At 57.4% G+C, this 22,073-nt stretch carries 26 protein-coding genes and 1 pseudogene; 22 read left to right on the top strand and 5 right to left on the bottom strand.

Annotated elements, in window-relative coordinates:
• Positions 1-135: 135 nt before the first annotated feature.
• On the bottom strand, positions 136-1,272 hold the full coding sequence (locus IEX96_RS08705) for an acyl-CoA dehydrogenase family protein (RefSeq protein WP_150006033.1): 1,137 nt from the start codon (positions 1,270-1,272) through the stop codon (positions 136-138).
• A 132-nt stretch (positions 1,273-1,404) separates the two neighbouring features.
• Entirely contained in the window at positions 1,405-1,983 is a 579-nt protein-coding gene (locus IEX96_RS08710) for a helix-turn-helix domain-containing protein (RefSeq protein ID WP_150005970.1), read from the bottom strand.
• Positions 1,984-2,114: 131 nt separating this feature from the next.
• Here IEX96_RS08710 and IEX96_RS08715 point away from each other — a divergent pair, with 131 nt between their 5' ends.
• The 3 genes from IEX96_RS08715 (at position 2,115) to IEX96_RS08725 (ending at position 4,979) form a co-directional block, all read left to right on the top strand.
• Positions 2,115-3,014 carry a DUF6456 domain-containing protein gene (locus IEX96_RS08715; protein WP_150005971.1) on the top strand — a complete coding sequence of 300 codons (900 nt, stop codon included), beginning with the start codon at positions 2,115-2,117 and terminating at the stop codon, positions 3,012-3,014.
• A gap of 145 nt (positions 3,015-3,159) precedes the next feature.
• Positions 3,160-3,642: a hypothetical protein gene (locus IEX96_RS08720; RefSeq protein WP_150005972.1), complete on the top strand. Its 483-nt coding sequence runs from the start codon at positions 3,160-3,162 to the stop codon at positions 3,640-3,642.
• Complete coding sequence (locus tag IEX96_RS08725) at positions 3,639-4,979, top strand: DNA-packaging protein (protein ID WP_229773627.1); 1,341 nt, start codon at positions 3,639-3,641, stop codon at positions 4,977-4,979. Before IEX96_RS08720 ends, IEX96_RS08725 begins: the two co-directional genes overlap by 4 nt.
• A 19-nt stretch (positions 4,980-4,998) precedes the next feature.
• Here the strand turns inward: IEX96_RS08725 and IEX96_RS08730 are convergent, their stop codons facing one another.
• A complete protein-coding gene (locus tag IEX96_RS08730; protein WP_150005973.1) occupies positions 4,999-5,382 on the bottom strand; it encodes a hypothetical protein in 384 nt (127 codons plus the stop codon).
• An 86-nt stretch (positions 5,383-5,468) separates the two neighbouring features.
• Here IEX96_RS08730 and IEX96_RS14310 point away from each other — a divergent pair.
• Both IEX96_RS14310 and IEX96_RS14315 read left to right on the top strand, forming a co-directional pair.
• Positions 5,469-6,668 (top strand): annotated as a pseudogene (locus IEX96_RS14310) (phage portal protein); the annotation flags it as partial.
• 219 nt (positions 6,669-6,887) lie between these two features.
• The gene (locus tag IEX96_RS14315; RefSeq protein WP_373293762.1) at positions 6,888-7,685 is read left to right on the top strand and encodes a pesticin C-terminus-like muramidase; all 798 of its coding nucleotides are present in this window, start codon (positions 6,888-6,890) and stop codon (positions 7,683-7,685) included.
• Between the two features lie 24 nt (positions 7,686-7,709).
• Here the strand turns inward: IEX96_RS14315 and IEX96_RS08740 are convergent, their stop codons facing one another.
• Positions 7,710-8,402, bottom strand: coding sequence for a hypothetical protein (locus IEX96_RS08740; protein ID WP_150005976.1), 693 nt, complete (start codon positions 8,400-8,402; stop codon positions 7,710-7,712).
• A gap of 446 nt (positions 8,403-8,848) precedes the next feature.
• Here IEX96_RS08740 and IEX96_RS14320 point away from each other — a divergent pair, with 446 nt between their 5' ends.
• The 15 genes from IEX96_RS14320 (at position 8,849) to IEX96_RS08815 (ending at position 18,447) form a co-directional block, all read left to right on the top strand.
• Positions 8,849-9,211, top strand: coding sequence for a pesticin C-terminus-like muramidase (locus IEX96_RS14320; protein WP_373293763.1), 363 nt, complete (start codon positions 8,849-8,851; stop codon positions 9,209-9,211).
• 102 nt (positions 9,212-9,313) lie between these two features.
• A complete protein-coding gene (locus IEX96_RS08750) occupies positions 9,314-9,631 on the top strand; it encodes a DUF6127 family protein (RefSeq protein ID WP_229773628.1) in 318 nt (105 codons plus the stop codon).
• Between the two features lie 16 nt (positions 9,632-9,647).
• Positions 9,648-10,322 carry an HK97 family phage prohead protease gene (locus IEX96_RS08755; protein ID WP_150005978.1) on the top strand — a complete coding sequence of 225 codons (675 nt, stop codon included), beginning with the start codon at positions 9,648-9,650 and terminating at the stop codon, positions 10,320-10,322.
• Positions 10,319-11,554, top strand: coding sequence for a phage major capsid protein (locus IEX96_RS08760; protein WP_150005979.1), 1,236 nt, complete (start codon positions 10,319-10,321; stop codon positions 11,552-11,554). The genes IEX96_RS08755 and IEX96_RS08760 overlap by 4 nt, the downstream gene beginning before the upstream one ends.
• Positions 11,555-11,676: 122 nt before the next feature.
• Positions 11,677-12,237: a head-tail connector protein gene (locus tag IEX96_RS08765; RefSeq protein ID WP_150005980.1), complete on the top strand. Its 561-nt coding sequence runs from the start codon at positions 11,677-11,679 to the stop codon at positions 12,235-12,237.
• Positions 12,234-12,566 carry a phage head closure protein gene (locus tag IEX96_RS08770; RefSeq protein WP_150005981.1) on the top strand — a complete coding sequence of 111 codons (333 nt, stop codon included), beginning with the start codon at positions 12,234-12,236 and terminating at the stop codon, positions 12,564-12,566. The genes IEX96_RS08765 and IEX96_RS08770 overlap by 4 nt, the downstream gene beginning before the upstream one ends.
• Complete coding sequence (locus IEX96_RS08775) at positions 12,563-12,922, top strand: HK97-gp10 family putative phage morphogenesis protein (protein WP_150005982.1); 360 nt, start codon at positions 12,563-12,565, stop codon at positions 12,920-12,922. The genes IEX96_RS08770 and IEX96_RS08775 overlap by 4 nt, the downstream gene beginning before the upstream one ends.
• The gene (locus IEX96_RS08780; RefSeq protein ID WP_150005983.1) at positions 12,919-13,320 is read left to right on the top strand and encodes a DUF3168 domain-containing protein; all 402 of its coding nucleotides are present in this window, start codon (positions 12,919-12,921) and stop codon (positions 13,318-13,320) included. Before IEX96_RS08775 ends, IEX96_RS08780 begins: the two co-directional genes overlap by 4 nt.
• Before the next feature lie 20 nt (positions 13,321-13,340).
• Positions 13,341-13,757, top strand: a complete 417-nt coding sequence (locus tag IEX96_RS08785) for a phage major tail protein, TP901-1 family (protein WP_150005984.1) — start codon at positions 13,341-13,343, stop codon at positions 13,755-13,757.
• Positions 13,754-14,083: a GTA-gp10 family protein gene (locus IEX96_RS08790; RefSeq protein ID WP_150005985.1), complete on the top strand. Its 330-nt coding sequence runs from the start codon at positions 13,754-13,756 to the stop codon at positions 14,081-14,083. The genes IEX96_RS08785 and IEX96_RS08790 overlap by 4 nt, the downstream gene beginning before the upstream one ends.
• Positions 14,070-14,288: a phage tail assembly chaperone gene (locus IEX96_RS08795; RefSeq protein ID WP_188873791.1), complete on the top strand. Its 219-nt coding sequence runs from the start codon at positions 14,070-14,072 to the stop codon at positions 14,286-14,288. Before IEX96_RS08790 ends, IEX96_RS08795 begins: the two co-directional genes overlap by 14 nt.
• A 46-nt stretch (positions 14,289-14,334) precedes the next feature.
• Entirely contained in the window at positions 14,335-14,580 is a 246-nt protein-coding gene (locus IEX96_RS08800; protein ID WP_149999645.1) for a hypothetical protein, read from the top strand.
• A 16-nt stretch (positions 14,581-14,596) separates the two neighbouring features.
• Positions 14,597-15,241, top strand: a complete 645-nt coding sequence (locus IEX96_RS08805; RefSeq protein ID WP_150005987.1) for a tail tape measure protein — start codon at positions 14,597-14,599, stop codon at positions 15,239-15,241.
• Between the two features lie 2 nt (positions 15,242-15,243).
• On the top strand, positions 15,244-17,601 hold the full coding sequence (locus tag IEX96_RS08810; RefSeq protein ID WP_150005988.1) for a DUF2460 domain-containing protein: 2,358 nt from the start codon (positions 15,244-15,246) through the stop codon (positions 17,599-17,601).
• Between the two features lie 3 nt (positions 17,602-17,604).
• Positions 17,605-18,447 carry a phage/gene transfer agent baseplate hub protein gene (locus tag IEX96_RS08815; RefSeq protein WP_188873792.1) on the top strand — a complete coding sequence of 281 codons (843 nt, stop codon included), beginning with the start codon at positions 17,605-17,607 and terminating at the stop codon, positions 18,445-18,447.
• A gap of 8 nt (positions 18,448-18,455) precedes the next feature.
• On the opposite strand, the gene IEX96_RS08820 is transcribed toward IEX96_RS08815, so the two are convergent.
• Positions 18,456-19,292, bottom strand: a complete 837-nt coding sequence (locus IEX96_RS08820) for a hypothetical protein (protein ID WP_188873793.1) — start codon at positions 19,290-19,292, stop codon at positions 18,456-18,458.
• Here IEX96_RS08820 and IEX96_RS08825 point away from each other — a divergent pair.
• Positions 19,291-19,800, top strand: coding sequence for an NlpC/P60 family protein (locus IEX96_RS08825; RefSeq protein ID WP_188873794.1), 510 nt, complete (start codon positions 19,291-19,293; stop codon positions 19,798-19,800). The genes IEX96_RS08820 and IEX96_RS08825 overlap by 2 nt on opposite strands.
• Positions 19,797-22,043: a phage tail protein gene (locus IEX96_RS08830; protein WP_188873795.1), complete on the top strand. Its 2,247-nt coding sequence runs from the start codon at positions 19,797-19,799 to the stop codon at positions 22,041-22,043. The genes IEX96_RS08825 and IEX96_RS08830 overlap by 4 nt, the downstream gene beginning before the upstream one ends.
• The last annotated feature ends 30 nt before the right edge of the window (positions 22,044-22,073 follow it).

The raw sequence follows: 22,073 nt of genomic DNA on the forward strand, positions 1-22,073 counted from the left end.
ATTATGGGTCAATCCGGCTATGAATTCTGGCAAGAGCCGGATTTCTGACGCCGCTCAGATACGTGCAGCAAATGTCCTTATCGTCGGAACGGACGCTTAGTGTCGATTGAATTGGCCTGTTTCTGGCAAGGCTGTCTAGATAAATCTGGAAATCAGTTCTTTCATGATTTCAGAGGTGCCGCCGTAAATGCGCTGAACACGGGCATCCACATAATGTTGGGCGATATCATATTCCATCATATAGCCATAGCCGCCATGAAGCTGGACGCATTGATCCACCACGCGGCCTTGCATTTCCGATAGCCATAGCTTTGCCATAGCCCCGCCTTGCGCATCCAGCTTGCCTTCCAGATGCCGTCTTGTGCATTGGTCCACAAAGGCCCAGCCCACTTCAATTTCGGTTTTCATCTCTGCCAGTTTGAAGCGGGTGTTTTGAAAGCTGGCGATAGGACGGCCAAAGGCTTTGCGGCCTTTTACATAGTCCACCGTTATATCGAAGGCATGTTGGGCGGCGGCTGCAGCGGCAACGGCAATGACGAGCCGTTCTTGCGGCAATTCCTGCATCAGATAGACAAAGCCCATGCCTTCGTCGCCAATGCAGTTTGTAATGGGCACCCGCACAGAGTCGAAGAACAGTTCCGACGTGTCGGCGGCTTTCTGGCCCATTTTTTCCAGATTGCGGCCGCGTGAGACTCCTTCCCTATCCGCCTCCACAAGAATGAGGCTGGTGCCTTTTGCGCCTGCATCCGGATCTGTTTTCGCCACAACAATGATGATGTCGGCGTGTTGTCCGTTGGAAATGAAAGTCTTTTGGCCATTGATCACATAATGATTGCCGTCGCGTTTGGCGGTGGTCTTGATGCCTTGTAGATCGGACCCGGTGCCCGGCTCTGTCATGGCGATGGCAGCCACTGCTTCACCACTTGCCATTTTGGGCAGCCAGGTTTTTTTCATCTCCTCGGACCCATAGTGCAACAGATAAGAGGCGCAGATATCGGAATGAACTGAGAAGCCTGCCGCGGTGCCGCCATAGCCCAGCTCTTCATCGACGATGGCGTTAAAGCGGAAATCGCCGCCCGCACCGCCATATTCTTCCGGGATCGAGGGGCACAAAAGGCCTGCCTCGCCTGCCTTGGTCCAGAATTCGCGCGGGATGATACCGTCTTTGCGCCATTGTTCTTTATGGGGGTGCATGTGGCGGGCGAAGAAGGTTCGCACGCTGTCGCGGAACATGTCATGATCGGAGTCATAAATCTCGCGGTGTTTGAGCATGGCATTATCCTCCCAAAAGCGCTCTTCTTCCGTCCACTGTTTGCGGTGGGGCACGGGATGTCAACGCGGGCCGCGCCATGCCCCACCGGCATCGGCGGGGTGAGCCGGGCAGACAATCGGTTATGGGCGCGATTAATGCGAAAGCGAGCGCATCAGGGCGATGGCCGGTGCCACCATATCCACCTTTAGCGATGCCTTGATACTGCCGCTGGCGGTGATCGGGGCGAGCATGATGGTATCGGCTTCGCGGGTGGGAAATAATTTGCCGAAATGGCGGCGGCCCGTTTCGTCCTTCACAAGGCAGTCGCAGCCTGCTGCCCTGTGCAGGGTTTCTTGTGTCAGCTGTTCACAGACCACCACATCGCCGCTGCGATATTGCCCCATATTTTCTAAAAAGCGCACGGCAACGGGGTTTTTCATGGTGGGGCGCAGGGGCAAAAGCCCTTCTTCCTGATCGAGAACCGAGCCGGAGGCGGTAACCGCGCCATCGATCAAAATATCGCCCGCATGGGGAAAGGCGAACAGGTCTGCCGGTTCCACATCCAAGGCATCGGCGATTTTATCAATCCAATCAATCGTAAGCGTGCGCACGCCGGTTTCCAGCCGTCCGATGGTTTGGGCCGTGGTTCCATTGGGTTTGACCCGGTCGGCCACATCTTGAAGCGTCAGCCCCTTGGACTTGCGGATCTCTCTCAGGCGCGCATGAAGCATGGCGAACTCCGGTTGATTTTTTCAGTCTTTCCTTGGCCATTTATAACCCAGTACGAGAATTTGGCAAACGATATTTACCGGAACGGCACATTATGATATAACCAGATTGGAACATTTTGGAGAAAGCGTTTATGGCAGAATTACGAAAAGCATCGACGGGATCGAAGCAACGTGATGGGGCTTTGGACCTGAACTTGTCAGGTTTCAGCTTGGCGGTTCTGAAAGGCATTTGTGAGCACTCTTCGGTGCGATTTTTGTCCGATGGCAGTCTTTTGCTTGAGCGCCGTCCGGTGCCGTTGGCTGTGGTGGCGCGGTTGCTGCGACTGGATTTTATTGAAAAGGTGGAAGGGGGCGTGAAGGCCACAGAGGCGGGACGTAGTTTTGTCCGCCGCCATATGTCTTCTAAGTTGCATGCAGGGTCTGGCGTGTCTTCCGCGGCGCAGGCTGGACCAAGGGGTAAAGCAAAGGGAAGGCGTCAAGGGGGTGATGAAGATCTTGGCATTGATCCTTATCGTTCCCAGCATATGCAGCTTGCGACCGATGACAGGATTTTGCCTGATGGCACCCGCGGGCGGGTGCGGGTGAACGGGGCGGAATCGCCTTTGGGGTGGTTGGTGCGCCGGCGGGGGCGGGATGGCCGCCCTATGCTTTCTCAATGCCAATTTGATGCGGGGGAGCGGTTGCGAGAGGATTTCGAGCGCGCCTCCATGGGGGCGCGGATTACTTCTAGGCTTGATGCGGTGCCCGCATCGCGGCAGCGAAAAGGCCCCGCTGATGGGCAATTTGTCAGTGATATGCAGCTTGATGCCCGGCGGCGTGTAAGGGCTGCAATGGAGGCTGTGGGGAGCGGGCTTTCGGATGTGCTGATCCGGGTCTGTTGTCATTTGGAAGGATTGGAAGAGGCGGAGAAAGTGTTGGGGTGGCCTGCCAGATCCGGAAAGTTGGTGCTTGGGATCGCGCTGGATCGCTTGGCGGCTCATTATGGCATGGAGAATCGTGATATGAAGGGAGCGGATGGCTGCAAAAAATAGCCAAAATGTTCCAATTTGGTTATTTTTGATTGACAATCGTCACGCTCTCTGATAGGGTCTTCTTCATGCTCAACATTTGGGCGAACCAAACGGCTGCCGACCATCGGCGGCCGTTTTTTTGTGACTTTCAAATGGGAAGGCAAAGATGGCGGCAAAGGGTCTTTCGACACGCAGGCGACGGGTTTTTCTCGATGCGTTACGTGCAAGCGCCAATGTCAGTGCCTCGGCCCGCGCGGCCGGTCTTTCCCGAAGCGAGATATACCGGTTGCGCGCCAAAAATGCGGAGTTCCGTGAGGACTGGGATCATGCCTTGGAAGAGGCGCTGGATGATCTGGAATGTGAATTGCGCCGCCGCGCGGTGGAAGGTGTTGAAAAGCCGGTGTTTTATGCGGGAAAGCCCTGCGGTTCCGTAGTGAACTATTCCGATAGCTTGGGCATGTTTCTTCTGAAAAGCCGTCGTCCGCATGTTTTTGCCTCTGATAGCAAGGCCGCATCGCCGGACGGGTCTGACGAGCCGGGCGAAACGGCCCATGGGCGATTGGAATCTTTGTTGGCGCGGCTTGGGACGGGAGATGAAGGCGAGCAGGCATCCGACGATGGAACCGTGAATGAGGGGGCGAAAGAGTGAGTGCTGCGCCGAGCATGAAAAGCCGGGCCGAACGCACTGTTGGTCATTTAAGCTCTCAGTCCGTGGCGCGGTGGGTTGCGGGTTTGAGCCATGAAGAGGCGCAGGCGTTGATCTATGATTGGTCGTTCTGGGCGCGCCCCAATCAGCTTGCCCCGCCAGGCGATTGGTTTTGTTGGCTGGTTTTGGCTGGGCGCGGCTTTGGAAAAACCCGGATGGGCGCGGAATGGGTGCGCTTGCTGGTGGAAGGCCCCACGCCCTTGACCGCAGGCTCTGGCGCACCGGCGCGCCTGGCGCTGGTGGGGGATAGTTTTGCGGATATTCGGGATGTGATGGTGGATGGGGAAAGTGGCATTTTAGCCTGCAGCCCGCCAAGCCATAGGCCGGTATTCGAGCCATCGCGGCGCAGGCTGGTTTGGCCCAATGGGGCAGTGGCTTATCTTTATTCCGCCAATGACCCCGATCAGTTGCGCGGCCCGCAGCATCATGCGGCCTGGGCCGATGAAATTGCCAAATGGCATGAAGGTGAGCGGGCGTGGTCCAATCTTGTGCTGGGCTTGCGTTTGGGGGCCAATCCGCGCGTTGTGGCCACAACCACGCCGCGTCCTGTCGGTTGGCTGAAGCGATTGATGGCAGAGCCGTCCACCGTGACAGTGAGTGGATCGACGCTGGACAATAAGGCGCATTTGGCGCCGCAATTCCTGAAAGAAGTGGAGCGGCTCTATTCGGGAACCCGCTTGGGGGCGCAAGAGCTGGACGGGCGGCTGATCGATGAAATTGCAGGCGCTTTATGGACCAGAGATCTGATCGAAGCCTCCCGCGTACAAAAAGCACCGGGTCTTCATCGCATTGTTGTCGCGGTGGACCCACCCGCCAGCCATGGAGAAAATGCCGATGCGTGCGGCATCGTGGTGGCGGGGATTGATGACGCCGGGATCGTGTATCTTCTGGATGATGCCAGTTGTCAGGGGTTGCGGCCTTATAAATGGGCGGCACGGGTGGCCGAGCGCTATGCAGCCTTTGACGCTGACCGGGTATTGGGCGAGGCCAATAATGGCGGCGATATGGTGGAGGCGGTGTTGCGCCAGGCCGCCCCGGATTTGAGCTATCGCGCGGTAAGGGCCAGCCGGGGGAAAATCGCCCGCGCAGAGCCGGTGGCCGCCCTTTATGAGCGGGGATTGGTACGGCATGTGGGGCGGTTCGATGCGTTGGAGGATGAAATGTGCAGCTATACGGGCAGCACCGGCCAGCACAGCCCGGACCGGCTGGATGCCATGGTCTGGGCGGTGACGGAATTGGCGCTGGGCCGTCCGTCTTCACCGCATTTGCGCCGTTTATAAAAAGACGTGGCGTTGGGGCTTAGCTGTTGCTGTCGGTGTTTACTTTATTGAATTCGCGGATGGCTTCATTCATCTGGCGCTGCACCTCGACCCGGCGTTCATGCACTTTGTTGAGGTCTTCTTCCCAGCGGGTGCGTTGTTCTTCGGACATCCACTGAAACACCTCGACGCTGCGGCGATCCTTGCAGGTAAGCCATGTATCCACAGCACCACTATATGCTTTTACGGCATTCACACCGGCCAGCATGGACTCGCGGGTGGCTTTGCTCGCTTGGGGAATGGCCGGTTCGTTCAGGGGAGGATCCCCGCAATCCGGTGCGGCAAAGGCCGTGCCGGACAGCAGAAAGGCGGCGACCAGTGTCAGGGATGCGGCGCTGAGCCGGTTTTTGCGGGGCGTGTTCATGACTTCGTCTCTCACTCTCTTGGATGGGCGACACTAACCAAGGACCGCAGCCTTGCCAAGGGCGGTCGTCAACAAACGGGAATCTCATGTCATTTATCAGCAGAATGCGGCACAGGCTGGGCGGTGAGCAAAAGGAAAGCGCCGTTTCCGGCCTGGGCTATGCGAAGGGGCGGTATCCGGGGGCAGCGCTTTTGTCTATGGGGAGCGCCAATTGGAGCGCTCGCAGCTATCAGGCTTTGGTGCAAAATGGCTTTCGCGACAATGTGGTGGCCAATCGTGCGGTGCGGTTGGTGGCGGAATGTGCGGCCTCTGTGCCGATCCATGTGATGCGCGCCGATCATCGTGTGGCTGCGCATCCTTTGCTTGATGTGCTGGCTTCTCCCAATCCCATGCAGGATGGTGCCAGCTTTTTAGAGCAGGTTTATGCCTGGTTGTTGCTGGCGGGCAATGCCTATATCGAGCGCGTGGAGGCTTCTTCGGGGCGTGTGGCAGAGCTTTATGCCTTGCGCCCGGAACGGATGACGGTGGTTCCCGGTGCGCGTGGGTGGCCCGAAGCCTATGACTATCGGTTGGGTGGCCATGTGCATCGCTTCAAGGTGCATCAGCCCAGTGGCCGTTCGCCTATCCTGCATCTGAAGAATTTTCATCCCGCGGATGATCATTATGGCCTGTCGGCGCTGGAGGCGGCGGCAAAGTCTATGGATGTGCACAATGCGGCATCAAGCTGGAACAAGGCTCTTTTGGACAATGCGGCGCGGCCTTCGGGGGCTTTGGTGTTTGAGCCGGGGGACGGTGTTCCGGGCAATTTGACAGACGAGCAGGTGAGCCGTCTCAAGTCCGAGATGGAGGCGCAGTTCCAAGGGGCCGCCAATGCCGGCCGGCCTCTTTTGCTGGAAGGCGGCTTGAAATGGCAGCAGATGGCCTTTTCGCCGGCGGATATGGATTTCATCAACACCAAGAATGTGGCGGCCCGCGAGATTGCGCTGGCCTTCGGGGTGCCGCCGATGCTGCTGGGCATTCCCGGCGACAATACCTATGCCAATTATCAGGAAGCCAATCGGGCCTTGTGGCGGTTGACCCTGCTGCCTTTGGTGGATCGGGTGTTGTTGGGCCTATCGCGCTTTTTGTCGAAAGAAGGGGATGCGGTGCGGCTGGTGGCGGACCGCGATGCGCTGCCTGCTTTGGCCGTTGAACGTGAAGCCCTGTGGGCGCGTGTGGGGGCGGCGGCCTTCCTGACCGTGAATGAGCAGCGCGCGGCGGTGGGTCTGGAGCCGGTTGCGGGAGGCGATGCGCTGTCGGTGGACCGGGGGGAGGATCCGCGCCCTTTTGATTTTGGCGGCCAGGCCAGCATTGGTCGCCAGATGAAGGGACAGGCGGTGGTTGCAACCCGTGCGGCGCGCTTTGCGGATCTGAAGCGGGATTTTGAGGCGGCGAAGGCGGACGGCAAGCCCCACAAAATCTGGCGCACCCGCAAGGATGGCGATGTGCGTTCCAGCCATGCGGCGATGGACGGTGTCGAGGTGGGCATCGATGCGCGTTTTGATGTGCATGGCGAGCAGTTGTTGCTGCCATCGGACCCCGCTGGCTCCTTCGAGCAGACGGCAAATTGCCGCTGCTTTGTGGACTATGTGGACGAGGGGGAGGGCGAAGTGGGGGAGGTTTCCCGTGTTGATGGTCGGCTTGCGGAATTTCAGGGTGATCGGAAATTTATTGAAGCCAGGGAAGGCGGTTTGCGCGCCGATGGCAACATTCCCATTGATAAAAATGGCGAGCCTATCGACCAGAGCGGCGTGACTATCGGTGCAGGTGTGGATTTGGGGCAGCAAACTCGCGCCGGCCTTGCGGCCTTGGGGGTGGATGAGCAGATATTAGAGCGTTTGACGCCTTATCTTGGCAAAAGACGGGAGGTGGCCCAGCGCGTGCTGCGAGAGCAGCCCTTGTATTTATCCGTGGAAGAAGCGCGCGATCTGACAAATAAGGTGCATGATGGTATTTTCGTGAGATTGGTGGCGGCTTATGATCGGGAAAGCACACAGCGCTTCTTCGATCTGGCGTCCGAGGCTCAGACGGTGATTGCCAGCGTATCCTTGCAATATGGTCCAAATTTTGGACCAAAGGGAAATAACAAGGCGCCAAAATTCTGGGGGTTTGTCACCCAAGGGGACTGGCAAAGCGCGCTGGAGGAATTGCGCGATTTTGGGGACGGGTTCGGGCCTCGTCGTAATAAAGAAGCTCAAAAACTGCTTGAGGCATTTCCCAATCTCAACGATCCCGGCAAACTCCCGGACCGTAAAAAACCATGAGCGCCGCTAAGGTGCCATGATCGTTCAAGGCTGAGAGTCCGGCGTGCCCGCTAATAGGATGATTTCAGGGTCACTTGTCTTTCTGAGCTCGTCCGATGTGTCGGACAGGCCATAGCTCTCTTTCTGCCAGTTATTATAGTCGGTCGTGACCATCTCATACCATGCGATCAGATGATCGGCGGCTTCCTGAAAGCGGTCATCTCTTTTTCTGGTCAGGATCGTCAGCATCGGGTCGTCTGTGTAACTACGGGAAACATCGAAATGAAGCACCCCGATAGCGACGATCTCACCATCGGTGGTGAGGACGACCGCGCCCTTCTCATCGCAGGAGTGTGGGCGGCAGGCGGAAAAGCGGACGAGATTATCTGAGAAATAGACCGGCTCATCGGGAGGTCCACCAAGGACGGTATTGACTTGCCCCAACATGGTTCCGTTTTCATAGAGCCACCCTGCGGGCCGGTCTCCGATGAATGCCTCCCTCGCTTCACGGAAGGCTGGATCCCACATGAGTCGATTGGTGTTGCGGCATTCCGAGAGTGTGTGGATTGTGCAATCCCCGGCTCGACCCGTTGCCGGGATGAACGACAAGATACAGGCGGTAAGGAGCAGGGGAAGCGCGTGCCGTGTCATTTTGACTTTGGCTCCAATTCCGACTGGATGAATTAGTGACAGGAGATATGGCCGGTAAGAATACAACCTGCGCGCAATGGCGTCCATAGTTTCATCTATCTATAGAATGCTACTGGACAATGCGGCGAGGCTATCCCCGCGCTCGCGCGGGAGCGCGAAGCTCTGTGGGCGCGGGTGGGAGCGGCTGCTTTCCTGATCGTGCCGTAATCCGGCACGATGCTGTTCCTGATTGTCACCGGAAAGCTTTTACCGCCAGCCGCAACGGATGTGGGCGATCGCCCAAAAGAGTGCGCGGACCTGTGGGGTGCCGCCGATGCTTTTGGGCATTCCCGGCGGCGATGCCTCTGTCGATTATCAGGAATTCAATCGGGCTTTGTGGTTGAGGGAGGGTCGAGCTGATTCAGAAAGAAAATTTGGATATTGATGAAGATTTTTTGGACCAAAGGGAGGGGTTTTTACGTCAAGCCTATATATTGGACGAGGGCGGTAAAACGATTGATGACAGCGGTGTGACGGTTGGAGGCGGCCTTGCGGTGGCGCGGAATTTTAACCGTCATAGCCGTTATCTTCGCTTTCAGGATTTGCCACCTGCAGCACAGACGGTCATCGCCAGCGTGGCGACGCAATATGGGCCGAATTTGCATCTTTCGTCAAAAGAGGGCGGCACGCCGAGATTTTGGGGGTTCGTGACCCGGGGCGAATGGCAGAAAGCTTTGGAAGAGCTCCGCTTCTTTGGATGGGGGCCATCTGTCCCGCCGCGACAAAGAGGCCAACAAGCTGTTGGAGGCGTTTCCATATCTCAAAGACCCCGGCAAACGCTCAAAACGTCAAGAAGCCATGAGCGTTGCCGCCATGGCAGACAGCACGATCAGGGGTTAGGGATTTTCTGTTCCTGATTGTTACCGGGCTTTGTCCGGTGAAGAGCTGCATCAATGGGCCTTGTAGCGTTTTCAGCGTCATATCATTCAGCATATTTCGGATCAAAGGAAGTGGCCATTGTGACCGATCAAATTGAGCCGGCCATCCTCACGGCGCTTGTGGAACAGGCCCAGGCGCAGGGGGCCAACAGCCCCACCTTGCGGGCATTGGTGGAAGAAGCCAGCGAACGTGGAGCGATGCGGGTATTGCGCCATGTGGGGTTGGAAGACGAGCAAGCGCTTCGGGATGTGCGCGAATTGCGTGATCTTTTGGGGGCTTGGCGCGTCGCGCGCCGCACCGCCTGGCACACGATTGTGCGCTGGGTGATAACGGGTTTGATGCTTGCCATTGTTGCAGGGCTGACCCTGAAATTGAAACTCTGGCCGCCTGCCGGCTGAATTCGGGAAATCCACGATGGAGCAAAATACGGTGCATGCCGCTTTCAATGTGAAGGCGGCAAACGGAGAAGGTGCGTTTGAAGGCTATGCGTCGGTTTTTGATCTGTTGGATGATGGCGACGACATCATGCAGCGGGGCGCTTTTGAAGCATCCTTGAAGGCGCGTCCGGCAGCACAGGTCAAGCTGTTATGGCAGCATGATCCCACCCAGCCCTTGGGAGTGATCGAGGCGCTTCATGAAGATTCGCGCGGCTTGTTCGTGAAGGGCCGTTTGCTGATGGATGTGGAAAAAGCGCGCGAAGCCCATGCCTTGATGCGGATGGGCGCTTTGGATGGGCTTTCTATAGGATATCGTGTCGTCAAAGCGCGTCAGGATGCGAAAACCGGGGCGCGCCTGCTGGATCAGGTGGATTTGTGGGAGGTGTCTTTGGTGACCTTTCCCATGCAGTCCGCGGCGCGGGTCCATGCCTTTAAGGCGGGAAACAAGACAACCATCCGGGATTTCGAAACCTTTCTGCGAGAGGCAGGCGGGTTTTCACGCCGCGAAGCCAAAGCGCTTGCGGCGCATGGCTTCAAGGGGCTTGGCCATCGGGAAGATGATGCGGGCTGGCTTGAGGCGATGGACAGCATTCACCGAATGACGGCTGTCCTTGAACAGGCAAATTTGAACAATGAAGGAACGCTTTTATGAGCCAGTCAACCACCGCCCTGCAAGTGAAAGCCGCTGTTGAGCGGCTTGGGCAGACCTTTGAGGCCTTTAAGGCCAATAATGATGCTGCAGAGATCGAACGGCGGACAAAAGGCTATGCGGATCACCTGATTGAAGAAAAATTGGGCCGCTTGAGCGAGGAAATGAAACGCCTTGAGGCGCAGATCGATGGTGTGTCGGTGGCGGCGAACCGTCCGTCTTTATCGGGAGATACGGGGTCTGGCCGGGTTGTGGACGCGCATAAATCCGCTTTTGTGAATGGCTATGTCCGCAAGGGGCTAGAGCGCGATGTGGCGCGTTTGGAAGAAAAATCCCTTAATATCGCAACGCCGTCGGAAGGGGGCTATGCGGTGCCGATGGAAATCGATCATTTGATCGAGCAGCGTTTGAAAGACTTGTCTCCTATCCGCTCTATTGCATCGGTTACGCAGATTGGGTCGGCCAATTACCGCAAGCTGGTAGCCACCACCGGCCCCGCTTCCGGCTGGGTTGGGGAAAGCGATGCCCGCGCCGAAACCGCAAGCCCGGATTTTGCCGAAATCGCGCCGCCCATGGGCGAGATTTTTGCCAATCCGGCAGCCACACAAACCATGCTGGATGATGCCTTTTTCGATGTGGAAAGCTGGCTCGCTGGCGAATTGGCTTTGGAATTTGCGCAAAAAGAAGGGGCCGCGTTCATTTCTGGCGATGGCATCAACAAGCCGAAGGGATTTCTTGCCAGTGTGACCAGCGCCGCCAATGATGCAACGCGGGCTTTTGGCGCCATTCAGCATGTGAGCACAGGAGTTGCGGGAGATTTTTCGGCCAGCGATCCGGCAGACCATCTGTTTGATCTGGTGCATAGCCTGAAGGCGGGCTATCGGGCCGGGGCGCAGTTTGTGATGAATTCCGCCACCTTGAATATGATCCGCAAGTTCAAGGATGCCGATGGCGATTATCTTTGGCGGCCCGGCCTTCAGCAGGGGCAGGCCAGCACTTTGTTGGGGTTCCCGGTGGTGGAAGCCGAAGATATGCCGGATGTGGAGGCCGATAGCCTGTCGGTGGCTTTTGGCAATTTCCAGCGCGGTTATCTGATTGCCGACCGCATGGGAACGCGGGTGTTGCGCGATCCTTATTCCAACAAGCCATTCGTGCATTTCTACACCACTCGGCGGGTTGGCGGCAGTGTCGTGAATTCCGACGCCATCAAATTGCTGAAATTCTCGGCGGCCTGATCATAGGCGTGATGCCCGGTTGAGGCACAGGGGGCGGGGGCAGAGGATGCGTCCGCCCTTTTTCGTGCAAGGCCGGTTTTTGATACAGCACCGGAATTTATCTAGACGGACAGGAAAGCCTTATGATCACCCTGCTGCAACCCCCGCCGGTGGAACCGCTGGAACTGGCCGAAATCAAAGCCCATCTGCGGATCGACCATATGGATGAGGACAGTCTTCTTCAAAGCTATTTGCAAGCGGCGCGGCGGACTGTGGAAGACTTTCTTGGCCGGGCGCTGATCATGCAGCGCTGGCAGTTGGTGCGGGATCAATGGCCCGAAAATGGGCCGGTGTGCCTGCCCAAACCGCCGCTATTGTCGGTGGAGGCGGTACGCTTGATCCACAGGGCTGGCGAAACCCAAATCCTGGACCCACTGCTTTACCGCGTGGAAAGCCGTGCAGAGCCGGGCTTTCTTGTGGCGACATCTGTGGGCGGTTTTCCAAAAGCCGGCCAAAGACATGGCGGCATCGAGATTGATTTCTCTGCTGGATATGGCCCCGCAGCACAAGATATTCCCGCGCCCATCCGGCACGCCATTTTGTTGGTGGTTGCATCGCTTTATCAGCAGCGCGGCGGAACGGGCCATATATTGGCGCAATCGGTACGCAGCCTGCTTGGCCCATACCGGATGGTGCGCTTATGAGCGGGGAATTGGATGCAGGTCAGCTTGACCAGAGAGTGGAGCATCAACGCCCGCATTGGCTGACAGATGAAACCGGTGCCCCCGTTGAGAGTTGGGAGGGATTGGGCCGCCTTTGGGCGACCGTGGAGCCATTGGGTGCGGACGATCCTTTGTCGGCGGATCGCCCGCATAACCGTGTGCGCTATCGTTTGATTATTCGGGCCTTGGCCGATATGCGCCCCGGTGACCGGGTTTTATGGCGCGGGCGGGCGCTGGATATTCGCTCCATTGCCCCACATGCGGCAGATACGACATTTTTAACTCTTGGCTGTGAGGAGCGTCTTCCATGATCGAGATGCGCCTTGATGGCAAGGAGGCCGTGGAACGGGGGTTGGAAAAAGCCGTTTCCCGCGCCGAGCAAGCCTTGCGCAAACAGCTTGAAGAGGCGGCCAATGATCTGGCCGATCTGGCCCGTGCGCAGATTTTGACACAAAGGCAGGCAGGTCGCGTCACACCAAGCGTTTTGGCGGAAAGCCTGTCTGTTGCGCCGCTTGAGACCGGATTTTCGGTTCAAGCCAGCGCGCCTCATGCGGTGTTTGTGGAACTGGGAACAGCGCGGATGGCGGCGGAGCCTTTCTTGCAACCGGCCTTTGATGAGGTGGTGACAGGACTGCGCACCGCCCTGAGCAAAGGAGATACCGCATGAGCCTTTCCGGATTTTTAAGCCTGCAACGGGCCGTCATTGATCATCTGACAAGCGATAGTGCGCTTATGGCGCAAATTTCCGGTGTCTTCGATGAGCCGCACCATCGCACGGCTTTGCCTTTTGTGTTGGTAGGGCCGCTTCAGGCAAGCGATTGGTCGGCGCAGGGGCTGAACGGCAAGCGTTGGCGGCTGACTATACGGGTGTTTTCGGACAAGCCCGGTGATCATCACCTGCTTGCTTTGGCCGATAGGGTACATGACCGGTTAATGTCTGTGCCCTTGGCTATTGAAGGCGGCCATGTGGCGGCGTTCAGCTTTGAAAGTTTGCAAACTTTGCGTGATCCCGATGGGGTGCGGCAGGGACAGCTGCGCTTTTCGGCACTTATTCAAACTCTTTGATCCATGGAATGGAGATGGCCATGACAGCAGAAAAAGGGCGCGGGTTTCTTGTGAAACTTGGCGATGGGGCAAATCCGGAAATTTTCTCGACCATCGGGGGGATGCGCTCCACGTCCTTGAATATCAACAGCACACCCGTGGATATAACCCATAAGGACTCAGGCGGGTGGCGTTCTCTTTTGAGCGGGGCCGGTGTGCGCCGTTTGTCCGTTTCCGGCTCTGGCATCTTTACCAATAGTGCGGCGGAAACCGCACTGCGGGCGCAGGCCTTGGCGGGATCAATCGCAAATTTTCAAATCTTGTTCGAGAATGGCGATCTGTTCAGTGGGCCTTTTCAGGTGACGACACTGGATTATTCCGGCGAACATGATGGGGCGCGGACCTATACCATGTCGCTGGAAAGTGCCGGCGTGATCGATCTTTCGGTGGCCCCATGAGCGGGCCGGTGAAAGAGCGTGGCGATGTGGTGTTTGCCCTTGATGGGGAGGCGTTTTTTTTACGCCCGACGTTTGCGGCCCTGTCGCGGATTGAGCAAAATCACACGCCGATCCTGAGCCTGGTTCAAAAAGCAGGCGATGGCCATGTGCAGGTGCAGGATATGGCGGTGGTGTTTCATCATTGCCATAAAGCCGGGGCCGGGGAAGCAACGCCAAGCATCGAGGCCATTGGCGACCGCATTGTCGCTACGGGATTGCTGGAGCCGTTGCGGGCTTATCGGGCGCTTTTGGCAGGAATTCTGGGTCAACCCGATGCAGGCGATTGACTTCCCGTCTTTGGCGGGGCTGGCCATGCGGCGGCTGGGCTGGTCGCCGGACATTTTCTGGGCGGCAACGCCTGCGGATATGAGAATGGCCATGGGAACCGGTGCGTCGCAGCTGCGCGCGGCTTTGAAACCGGATGAATTGGAAGCCCTGATGCGACGTTTTCCAGATCACCCGGTTGACGATAAAGGCCCGGCAACGCCATAAATGGTCTATGGCGCATCATCCGAGACGAAAACCTTTGAGAGAACGCGTGGCAGCCCGAAAAGCTGGGCTGTCTGAATATGAAGGCGCAGCTGCGCCCAAGCCTTGGCGCAAATGGTTGCGTTACGGGGGGATGGGGATGCAGCTTGTGTCTTTCGTTCTTCTGGTGGTTGAGGTTTTCCGGATGATCGAGACAGATTTTCATGGTGTCGATCAAAGCCGGATCATCACATATCTCGTTGTGTTTTTCACCGGCCGCGTGCTGCAAATGATCGCGGGTTTCACGCGCCACTGACAAAAAGACAGATTTCATGACAGTTGAACTGGACGCGCTAGTCGTGAGCCTGCGTGCGGACTCACGCCGGTTTCGCAGTGATATGGCACAGGCCCAGGCGGCTTTGGGCGATTTTGAAGCCATGGCTGCACTGCCGCAAGATGCCCTTGACCAAAGCCTGACCGGCGCTGCCGAACTGGGGCAGGCCATCGGGCAATCGGCCCGCGGGACGTTTTCCGAACTGGAATCGGTCTTGCAGCGCTTTACCCAAAGTGGAGAACTTTCTTTTGGCAGCCTGAAATCGGTCGCCGTTTCCGCTCTTGGGGATATTGCGTCCGCAGCATTGGATGCTTTTTTCCCCCAATTCGGGGGATTGGGCGGCGGCGGGATTTTTTCAAAGGCATTGGGCGGTTTGCTTGGCTTGCCGGGGCGGGCCACAGGTGGGCCTGTTGCCCCCGGCCAACCCTATATCGTGGGTGAACAAGGGCCGGAAGTGTTCGTGCCGCGTGGGGCCGGACAAATTCAGCCCAATCGCCCCGGCATAGGAGGCGGGAGCGATCGCCCGATTTCCATCACTATTAATGTAAGCGGTGAGAACGGCCTTGGCGATCGGCGGCAAAGCGCCACGCAAATTGCTTTATCCGTGCGACGGGCGCTGGCACAGGCACAAAGGTTCGATTGAGCATGTTGTGGTTATCGCAAAAGGCGGACCGCTTTGAAGAGCAGTCCATCACCCGCTTCGACCCGCGATTCTGGACGGTGAATTTTCCGCGTCCGATGATGGCTGCTGTCACCAATCCCGGCGGCGAAGCCTTGGACGTGTCTTTGGTTTTTTACCAGCGAAGCGATCTGGCCGGATTGATCTGGGAAAGCGAGGATTTATTCGATCATCCTTTGTTGTCTTATGAAGCCCGGCGCGATTATCGCCATGTGGTGCTTACATTTCGCTGGCAAAGCGTGGGGATCAAAACGCTGGCCGATGGCTTTGGCCCAACCCTGACCATTGAAGGGCGCGATGCTTCGGGAGTGTCGCGCACATGGTTCGTGCGCCTGTGGAACTATGCGTCCGGCACAGCGAGCAATGCTGTGATCACTCTGGATTTCAATCATCTGGATGGCGGGTTTTTCCTGCCTGCGGAAGCGGACCCGGTTTATGCGGGCGATATCGATCGCATGTTCATTTCCATGGTTCCCGATGATTATGATCCCGAAGATGATAGCCCGCTGACCGGCGGGGCTGTGGAAGGGCGCGTCAGCATGAGCGATATCCGCGTCACCGGCGGCAATGCGGATCTGGCGATAGGCGATGATTATGTGAAGCCCCACACTATTCGCATGGCCAATGGCTATGATGACAGCTTCAACATCACGCCCGCGCGGTTGATGCGCAATGTGCTGCAATTGGGCTATCGGGAATGGTTCACCCATTATGTGGGGATGAGCCATTATTACACCATGGCATGGGATGCCCAGGCTTTGCGCTGGGTGGTTGATCCTGCTGCTCCGGCGCTCAATGCGGCAACGCTGGCATGGCATACAGATCTGTTTTCTCGCCTCGCCCGCTTTCGGATGACCCTGGTTTTATCCTTGTCCTTCGAGATTTTAGACCAAAATGCACCCGATGCGTGGGCGCAAAGGGCCCATGATGGCAGCCGCGCCCTGACCGGCTGGGAGCCGCCATCCACCTTGATCGCGCCCACGAACGGGGAGGCCTTGGGCTGGTTGGAACGGGTCTTTTCGGCTTTTGGCGATCTGATGGATGCCGCGGGGCTGCCGCCTGTGTTTCAAATTGGCGAGCCATGGTGGTGGGTTTCTTTGGGTGAGGGGCGCATACCGCATTTTTATGATCCCCAAACCCTTGCCGCATATCCTTTGGAAACAGGACATCCGGTGCCGGCGATGCATCAAAGTGCCACCGAGAGTCCATCCGCCGAGCAACAGCTTTTTCTGGATTGGCTGGGCGAGAAACTGGGGGCCGCAACGCACCGGCTGCGCGATCATGTGAAAAACCGGTATCCCGGCGCGCATGTGGCGCTGTTGTTTTTCACCCCGCAAGTTCTGGATGATAGCGCACCAATGCTACGCAGTGTCAATTTTCCAGTGAGCCATTGGGCGTCTCCCGCTTATGACCTGATGCAGATCGAAGATTATGACCATGTGATCGACGGCAATTGGGCAGATCATGCGCGTGGGGTCGATAGCGTGGTTTCGGAATTGGGATATCCACTTGAAAAGACACAGTTCTTCAGCGGTTTTGTGCTCTTAGAAGAAGACCGCCATATCTGGCGCAATATTGAATTCGCCTTGGAAGATGCCGAACGGCGGGGTTTCTCCGAACGGGTGATCTGGGCCTATACGCAGGTGGTGCGAGATGGCGTGGTGATGTTCGATCTGGATCAAAAGGAGCAGGATTTGGCTGGATTTCATGATGTGCGGCTGCCCGATACGGTCAGTTTCGGATCGACAGGTGGTCCGCGCTTTTCAACCCGTGTGGTGGCCACGGCTTCGGGCCATGAACGGCGCAACCGTGATTGGGATCAGGCGCGGGCGGATTATGATATTTCGAGCGGTCTGCGTTCGGTGGATGATCTTGCGCAACTGATGGCCTTTTTCCGGGCGCGCGCGGGCCGGGCTTATGGCTTTCGCTTTCGTGATTGGGCCGATCACAGGTCGTCTTTGGATCGCAGTCCGCCCGCCCCTACAGATCAGGAGATTGGTGTTGGTGATGGCAGCAATCAGGAGTTCCAGTTAATCAAACGCTATGGCGATGGCGATATGGCGCATATCCGGCGTATTACGCGACCGGTGGATGGATCTGTGCGTATTGCCCTGGATGGGGTGGAGCGAACCACAGGATGGAGTGTTGATCCGCATAGCGGTTTGGTGCGCTTTGATGTGGCTCCGCTGGAGGGCGCGGTTGTAAGCGCCGGATTTTTGTTCGATGTGCCGGTGCGTTTTGCCGATGATGCATTGTCTTTATCATTGGAGGCGTTCGATGCAGGGGCCGCCCCCGCCATCCGCCTTCTTGAAATCAAGGAATAGGCCATGCGGCAGATTACTCCGCAGCTTCAAACGCATCTGGCGCAACAGGTTACCAGTCTTGCTACCTGTTGGCGGCTTCAAAGGCGCGATGGGGTGCTGGTGGCGCTTACCTCCCATGACCGCGATCTGATGGTGGGGGGTGTTCGCTATCATGCAGATGGCGGGCTATCGGCAACAGCCGCGCGGGATACCGCTGATCTGGCCGCCGATAATCTGGAGATCGAAGGGGTTTTAAAAAGCACAAATCTGGTGCCGGACGATCTGTCCAGCGGCCGTTTCGATGGGGCACGGGTGACGGTGTTCATGGTGGATTGGAACAATCCCGATGCCGGTCAGTTGCTTGCAAAGCAAGGAACGCTGGGCCGGATCACCCGCATCGATGGAGGCTTTCGTGCGGAAGTGCGGGGCCTTACGCATGCGCTGTCACAAAGCATCACCGAACAATATTCCCCCGGGTGCCGGGCGGAACTTGGAGACCGGCGGTGCAAAAAGTCCTTGAATGCCTTTCGGCGCACGGCATCGGTTCAGGCGGTGATCGACGAGACCGTTTTCGTGGTGGATTTCAGCGGCGATCCCGATGGATGGTATGATTTTGGGAAGCTGCGCTGGCATTTGGGGGGGAATGGTGGCCTGGTTAGTGAAGTACGGCGCTTTGAAATGGGCCGCCTGACCTTGTTTCAGGCCCCACCAAGGCCCATTGCTGTGGGGGATGTGTTCACCTTGACAGCGGGCTGCGACAAGACATTGGCGGAATGCCGCGAAAAATTCGACAATGTGCCAAATTTTCGCGGCGATCCTTTCGTTCCCGGAATTGATGCTTTGCTGGATTATCCGGGATTCCAATAAAGCCGGTTTTATGCGTCGCTTTTGGCTTTGCTGGCTTTGGCTTTTGGCTTCGCTGTAGATTTTGCAGCCGGTTTAGCGGCGGCTTTTGGCTTTGCCGCGGCTTTGGGTTTGGCGGCCGCTTTTGGCTTGGCTTCGGCTTTTGCCGGAGCTTCTGCCTTGGCGGATTCTTGTTCGGCAGAATCCTTTGGCTCTTCTGCCGCGGTAGCCGCTGCATCGGATATCGGTTCGATTTCCGAAGCAGATTTGGGAGCCGCTTGGGGCGGGCTGTCGTTATTGGCTGGCTCTTCGGCGCGGCCTTCGCCTTCGGCGGCTTTAACCTGATCCATGATCTGCTTCATCAGGATTTCCGTGCGGCGGCCGATTTCCTCGATAGCCTTGGAAAGATTGACCATATTATAGCCAAGCCCACGAAATACGAACACATGGCTGGTCGTATCATAAAGCCGGTAAACGCAATCTTCCTTCAGGCCCGGAAGGTCGATGGTTTTCGGGTCACCGACGAAATCAAACAGGACCCGCTGACCTTTGGTGTTTTTGATCCACTCGTCGAGCTTTTCATCGGCATGTTCCCATAGTTCCACAAACCGGCGATCCCCTAAGGCATGGCTATCGGGAAGCTGAAGTTTTTCCCGGAGCACTTCGCCGCGTCGGCGCGCGCGGGCGCGGGATGGCCACAAAATGGCACCAACCTGCGAGGCGGCATTCAGTGCGGCTTGCCCCGAGAACAAGACCCCGGTCTGGCTTTTCTTCTCAAGGGACTGATTGAAAATGCTTAGCGCTGAGTGGGTGTAAAGGCACTGATTGCGCAGCTCATGCAGATAGATGATGAAAGAATTGGCGTCCATGATTCCTCACTATTTCGATAAGGCGGGCATTGATTGCGATCCGCGTGCCGCCCCTTCAATACCGAGCGATAGCACAAGCGGGGATGCAAATAGAAGAGTGGTTTCACCCGATTTGATTGTCGAGACAGCCAGAACGGCTTTGGGGACGCCTTTTCGTCATCAAGGGCGACAGGTGGGGCGGGGGTTTGATTGCGCTGGACTGATTTTATGGGTGGGGTGGCAATTGGGGGTCACTTGTTATGACCAGACCGGTTATCCGCGCAGTTTTTCTGACAACCGATTGCTTCTTGCCGCTGAAGATGCCGGGTTTTGCAAGATCAAGACTCCGGGGAGGGGCGATGTGGCGTGCTTGCAGATCGGTGGCGCCTTGCAACATTTGGCAATTCATACAGGGGACGGGCTGATTCATGCCTGTGAGCGGGCCGGACGGGTGGTTGAGCATCGGCTCGATGCCCATTGGCGCCGATCCATCTTATGCGGCTTTCACTATCCGGGGAATGTGCAATGACGACTTTGGTGTTGCAGGCGGCAAGCGTGGCGGGCTTTGTGGTCGCGGGGCCTGCCGGGGGGCTTGTGGGGGCCGCGATTGGCAGCGTGATCGATCGGTCCGTTTTTCTGGGCGGGGGGAGTGTCCGGGAAGGGCCGCGCTTGTCGGATCTGTCCGTTCAAAGTTCGGCTCTTGGCGAGACGATCCCCTTGGTGTTCGGCACGGCAAGGGTGTCGGGCAATGTTCTTTGGTCCAGCGGCCTGATCGAAAAAAGAAGCGAAGAAAAGCAATCGGGCGGGAAGGGTCGCAAATCGACCTCGACGGTGACTTTTAGCTATTCCGTGTCTTTGGCCGTGGGCTTGGGGGCGCGGCCCATTCAGGGAGTGCGCCGGATTTGGGCCGATGGGAAATTGTTGCGCGACGAGGCGGGGCGGTGGCTGTCACCGGCCACTTTGCGGGTTTATCAAGGGACAGAAACGCAAAATCCCGATGTCTTGATCGAAGCCCACGAAGGGATTGCCAATGCACCGGCCTTTCGGGGCATGGCTTATGCGGTTCTTGAAGGGCTGGAACTGGCTGAATTTGCCAATCGCGTGCCCAATTTAAGCTTTGAAGTGATTGCCGATGATGCCGTGTCGGCAGGCGATCTTCTGGTGGAAATCGCTACCCGGTCCGGGGTTGAGACAGCGCAGGCGACGGGCCTTGATCAATCCATTGAAGGGTTGGCGCTGGCAAGGGACGTGCCATCGCGGTCCGCCATTGAAGGGGTTATGGGGCTTTTTCCGGCCAGCGTTTCGGAAGGGGGCGGGGTGCTGTCGTTCCGGTCTCTTGATGCGGGGGACGAACGAACGGTTTTCGAGACAGATATGGGAACCGGTGGACGGACCGATGAAGATCGCTGGGCCGTGCATATCACCAGAGAACAAGGGGCGGATCTTTTACAGGAACTGAGCGTGCGGTATGGCGATCCGCAACGGGATTATCAGCCAGCGCTACAAAGGGCGCGCCGACAGCAAGGATATGTAGGCAATCGGGGCATCATCGACAGTCCGCTCTTTTTAAGTGGCGACAGAGCCAAACGGCAAGCCGAGCAGATGCTTGCCCTTTCATGGATGAAGCAAGAAACGCATCAGCTTCGCTTGCCGGTGGATTTTGCGTCTCTGGAGGCGGGAGATCGGTTGTCCTATCAGTTGGATAAAACGACGATTCGGTTGCTGATCGAGGAAATGGACATCGCACCGGACGGGGTTCTGGTATCGGGCTATCCCATCAGCACCTTGCCCAATCTGGATTTCAATAGTTCGGCAACGGGCAATTTTACCACGCCGGTGGTGGAACTTGTGGGGTCTACGGAGTTTCAGGCCCTGGATCTTCCCGGGCTTGGCACATCGCGGGAGCCTTCACAGGTTCTTGCCGCTCTGGCCGGTGGATCGCCGGGCTGGCGCGGTGGTTCTGCCTATTTGTCCCGCGATGGGGGCGAAACCTATGACATTTTGGTCAGCAGCCGGGTCGCCGCTATCATGGGAGAGGTTTTGACCTTTCTGCCCCAAGGCCCCAGCGCCTATTGGGACGAGCAAAACGAGATCCGTGTGCGATTGATGCGGCCGGATATGCAATTGGAAAGCAGAACCTCTCTTGCTGTTCTGAACGGGGCAAACCGGATCGTTGCGGGCAACGAGATCATTCAGTTCCGCGATGCGTTTCTGGATGCCGATGGAAGCTATCGGTTGCGGGGCTTGTTGCGTGGGCGCAATGGCACGGAGTGGGCCATGAACGACCATCAACCCGGTGAGCGGTTTGTGCTGCTTGATGGCGGCGGGCTGGTGGAGATGACAGTGCCGGAGTCCTTGTTGGGGCAATCCATGCTGATAAAGGCGGTGTCGGTGAATAATCGCCTGGATGATGTAAATCCCGAAACCTTGTCATATCAGGGGCGATCCTTGATGCCCTTGGCTCCGGTTCATGTGAAGGCCAGCCGTGAAGGTCAGGATTTGGTGGTTCGCTGGGTCCGTCGAACCCGGCAATCCGGGGATTGGGTCGATGGCCGCGATGTTCCTTTGGGCGAGGAACGTGAACTGTATGAACTGGACATTCTGGATGCGGGGCAGGTGGTGCGCACGATTTCTGCATCTCGACCGGAACTCGTTTATCCAGAGGCGGATCAGGTGGCCGATTTCGGAGCGCCGCGCGCTGAAATCGAGGGGGCTCTTTATCAAGTGAGCGCTCTTGTCGGGCGTGGATTTTCTTGGACCGGTCTGCTTTAAGCGCTGTCCTTTGCCACGGCACTTATAAAG

The sequence above is a fragment of the Iodidimonas muriae genome, assembly GCF_014647255.1.
Classification (GTDB): domain Bacteria; phylum Pseudomonadota; class Alphaproteobacteria; order Sphingomonadales; family Rhodothalassiaceae; genus Iodidimonas; species Iodidimonas muriae.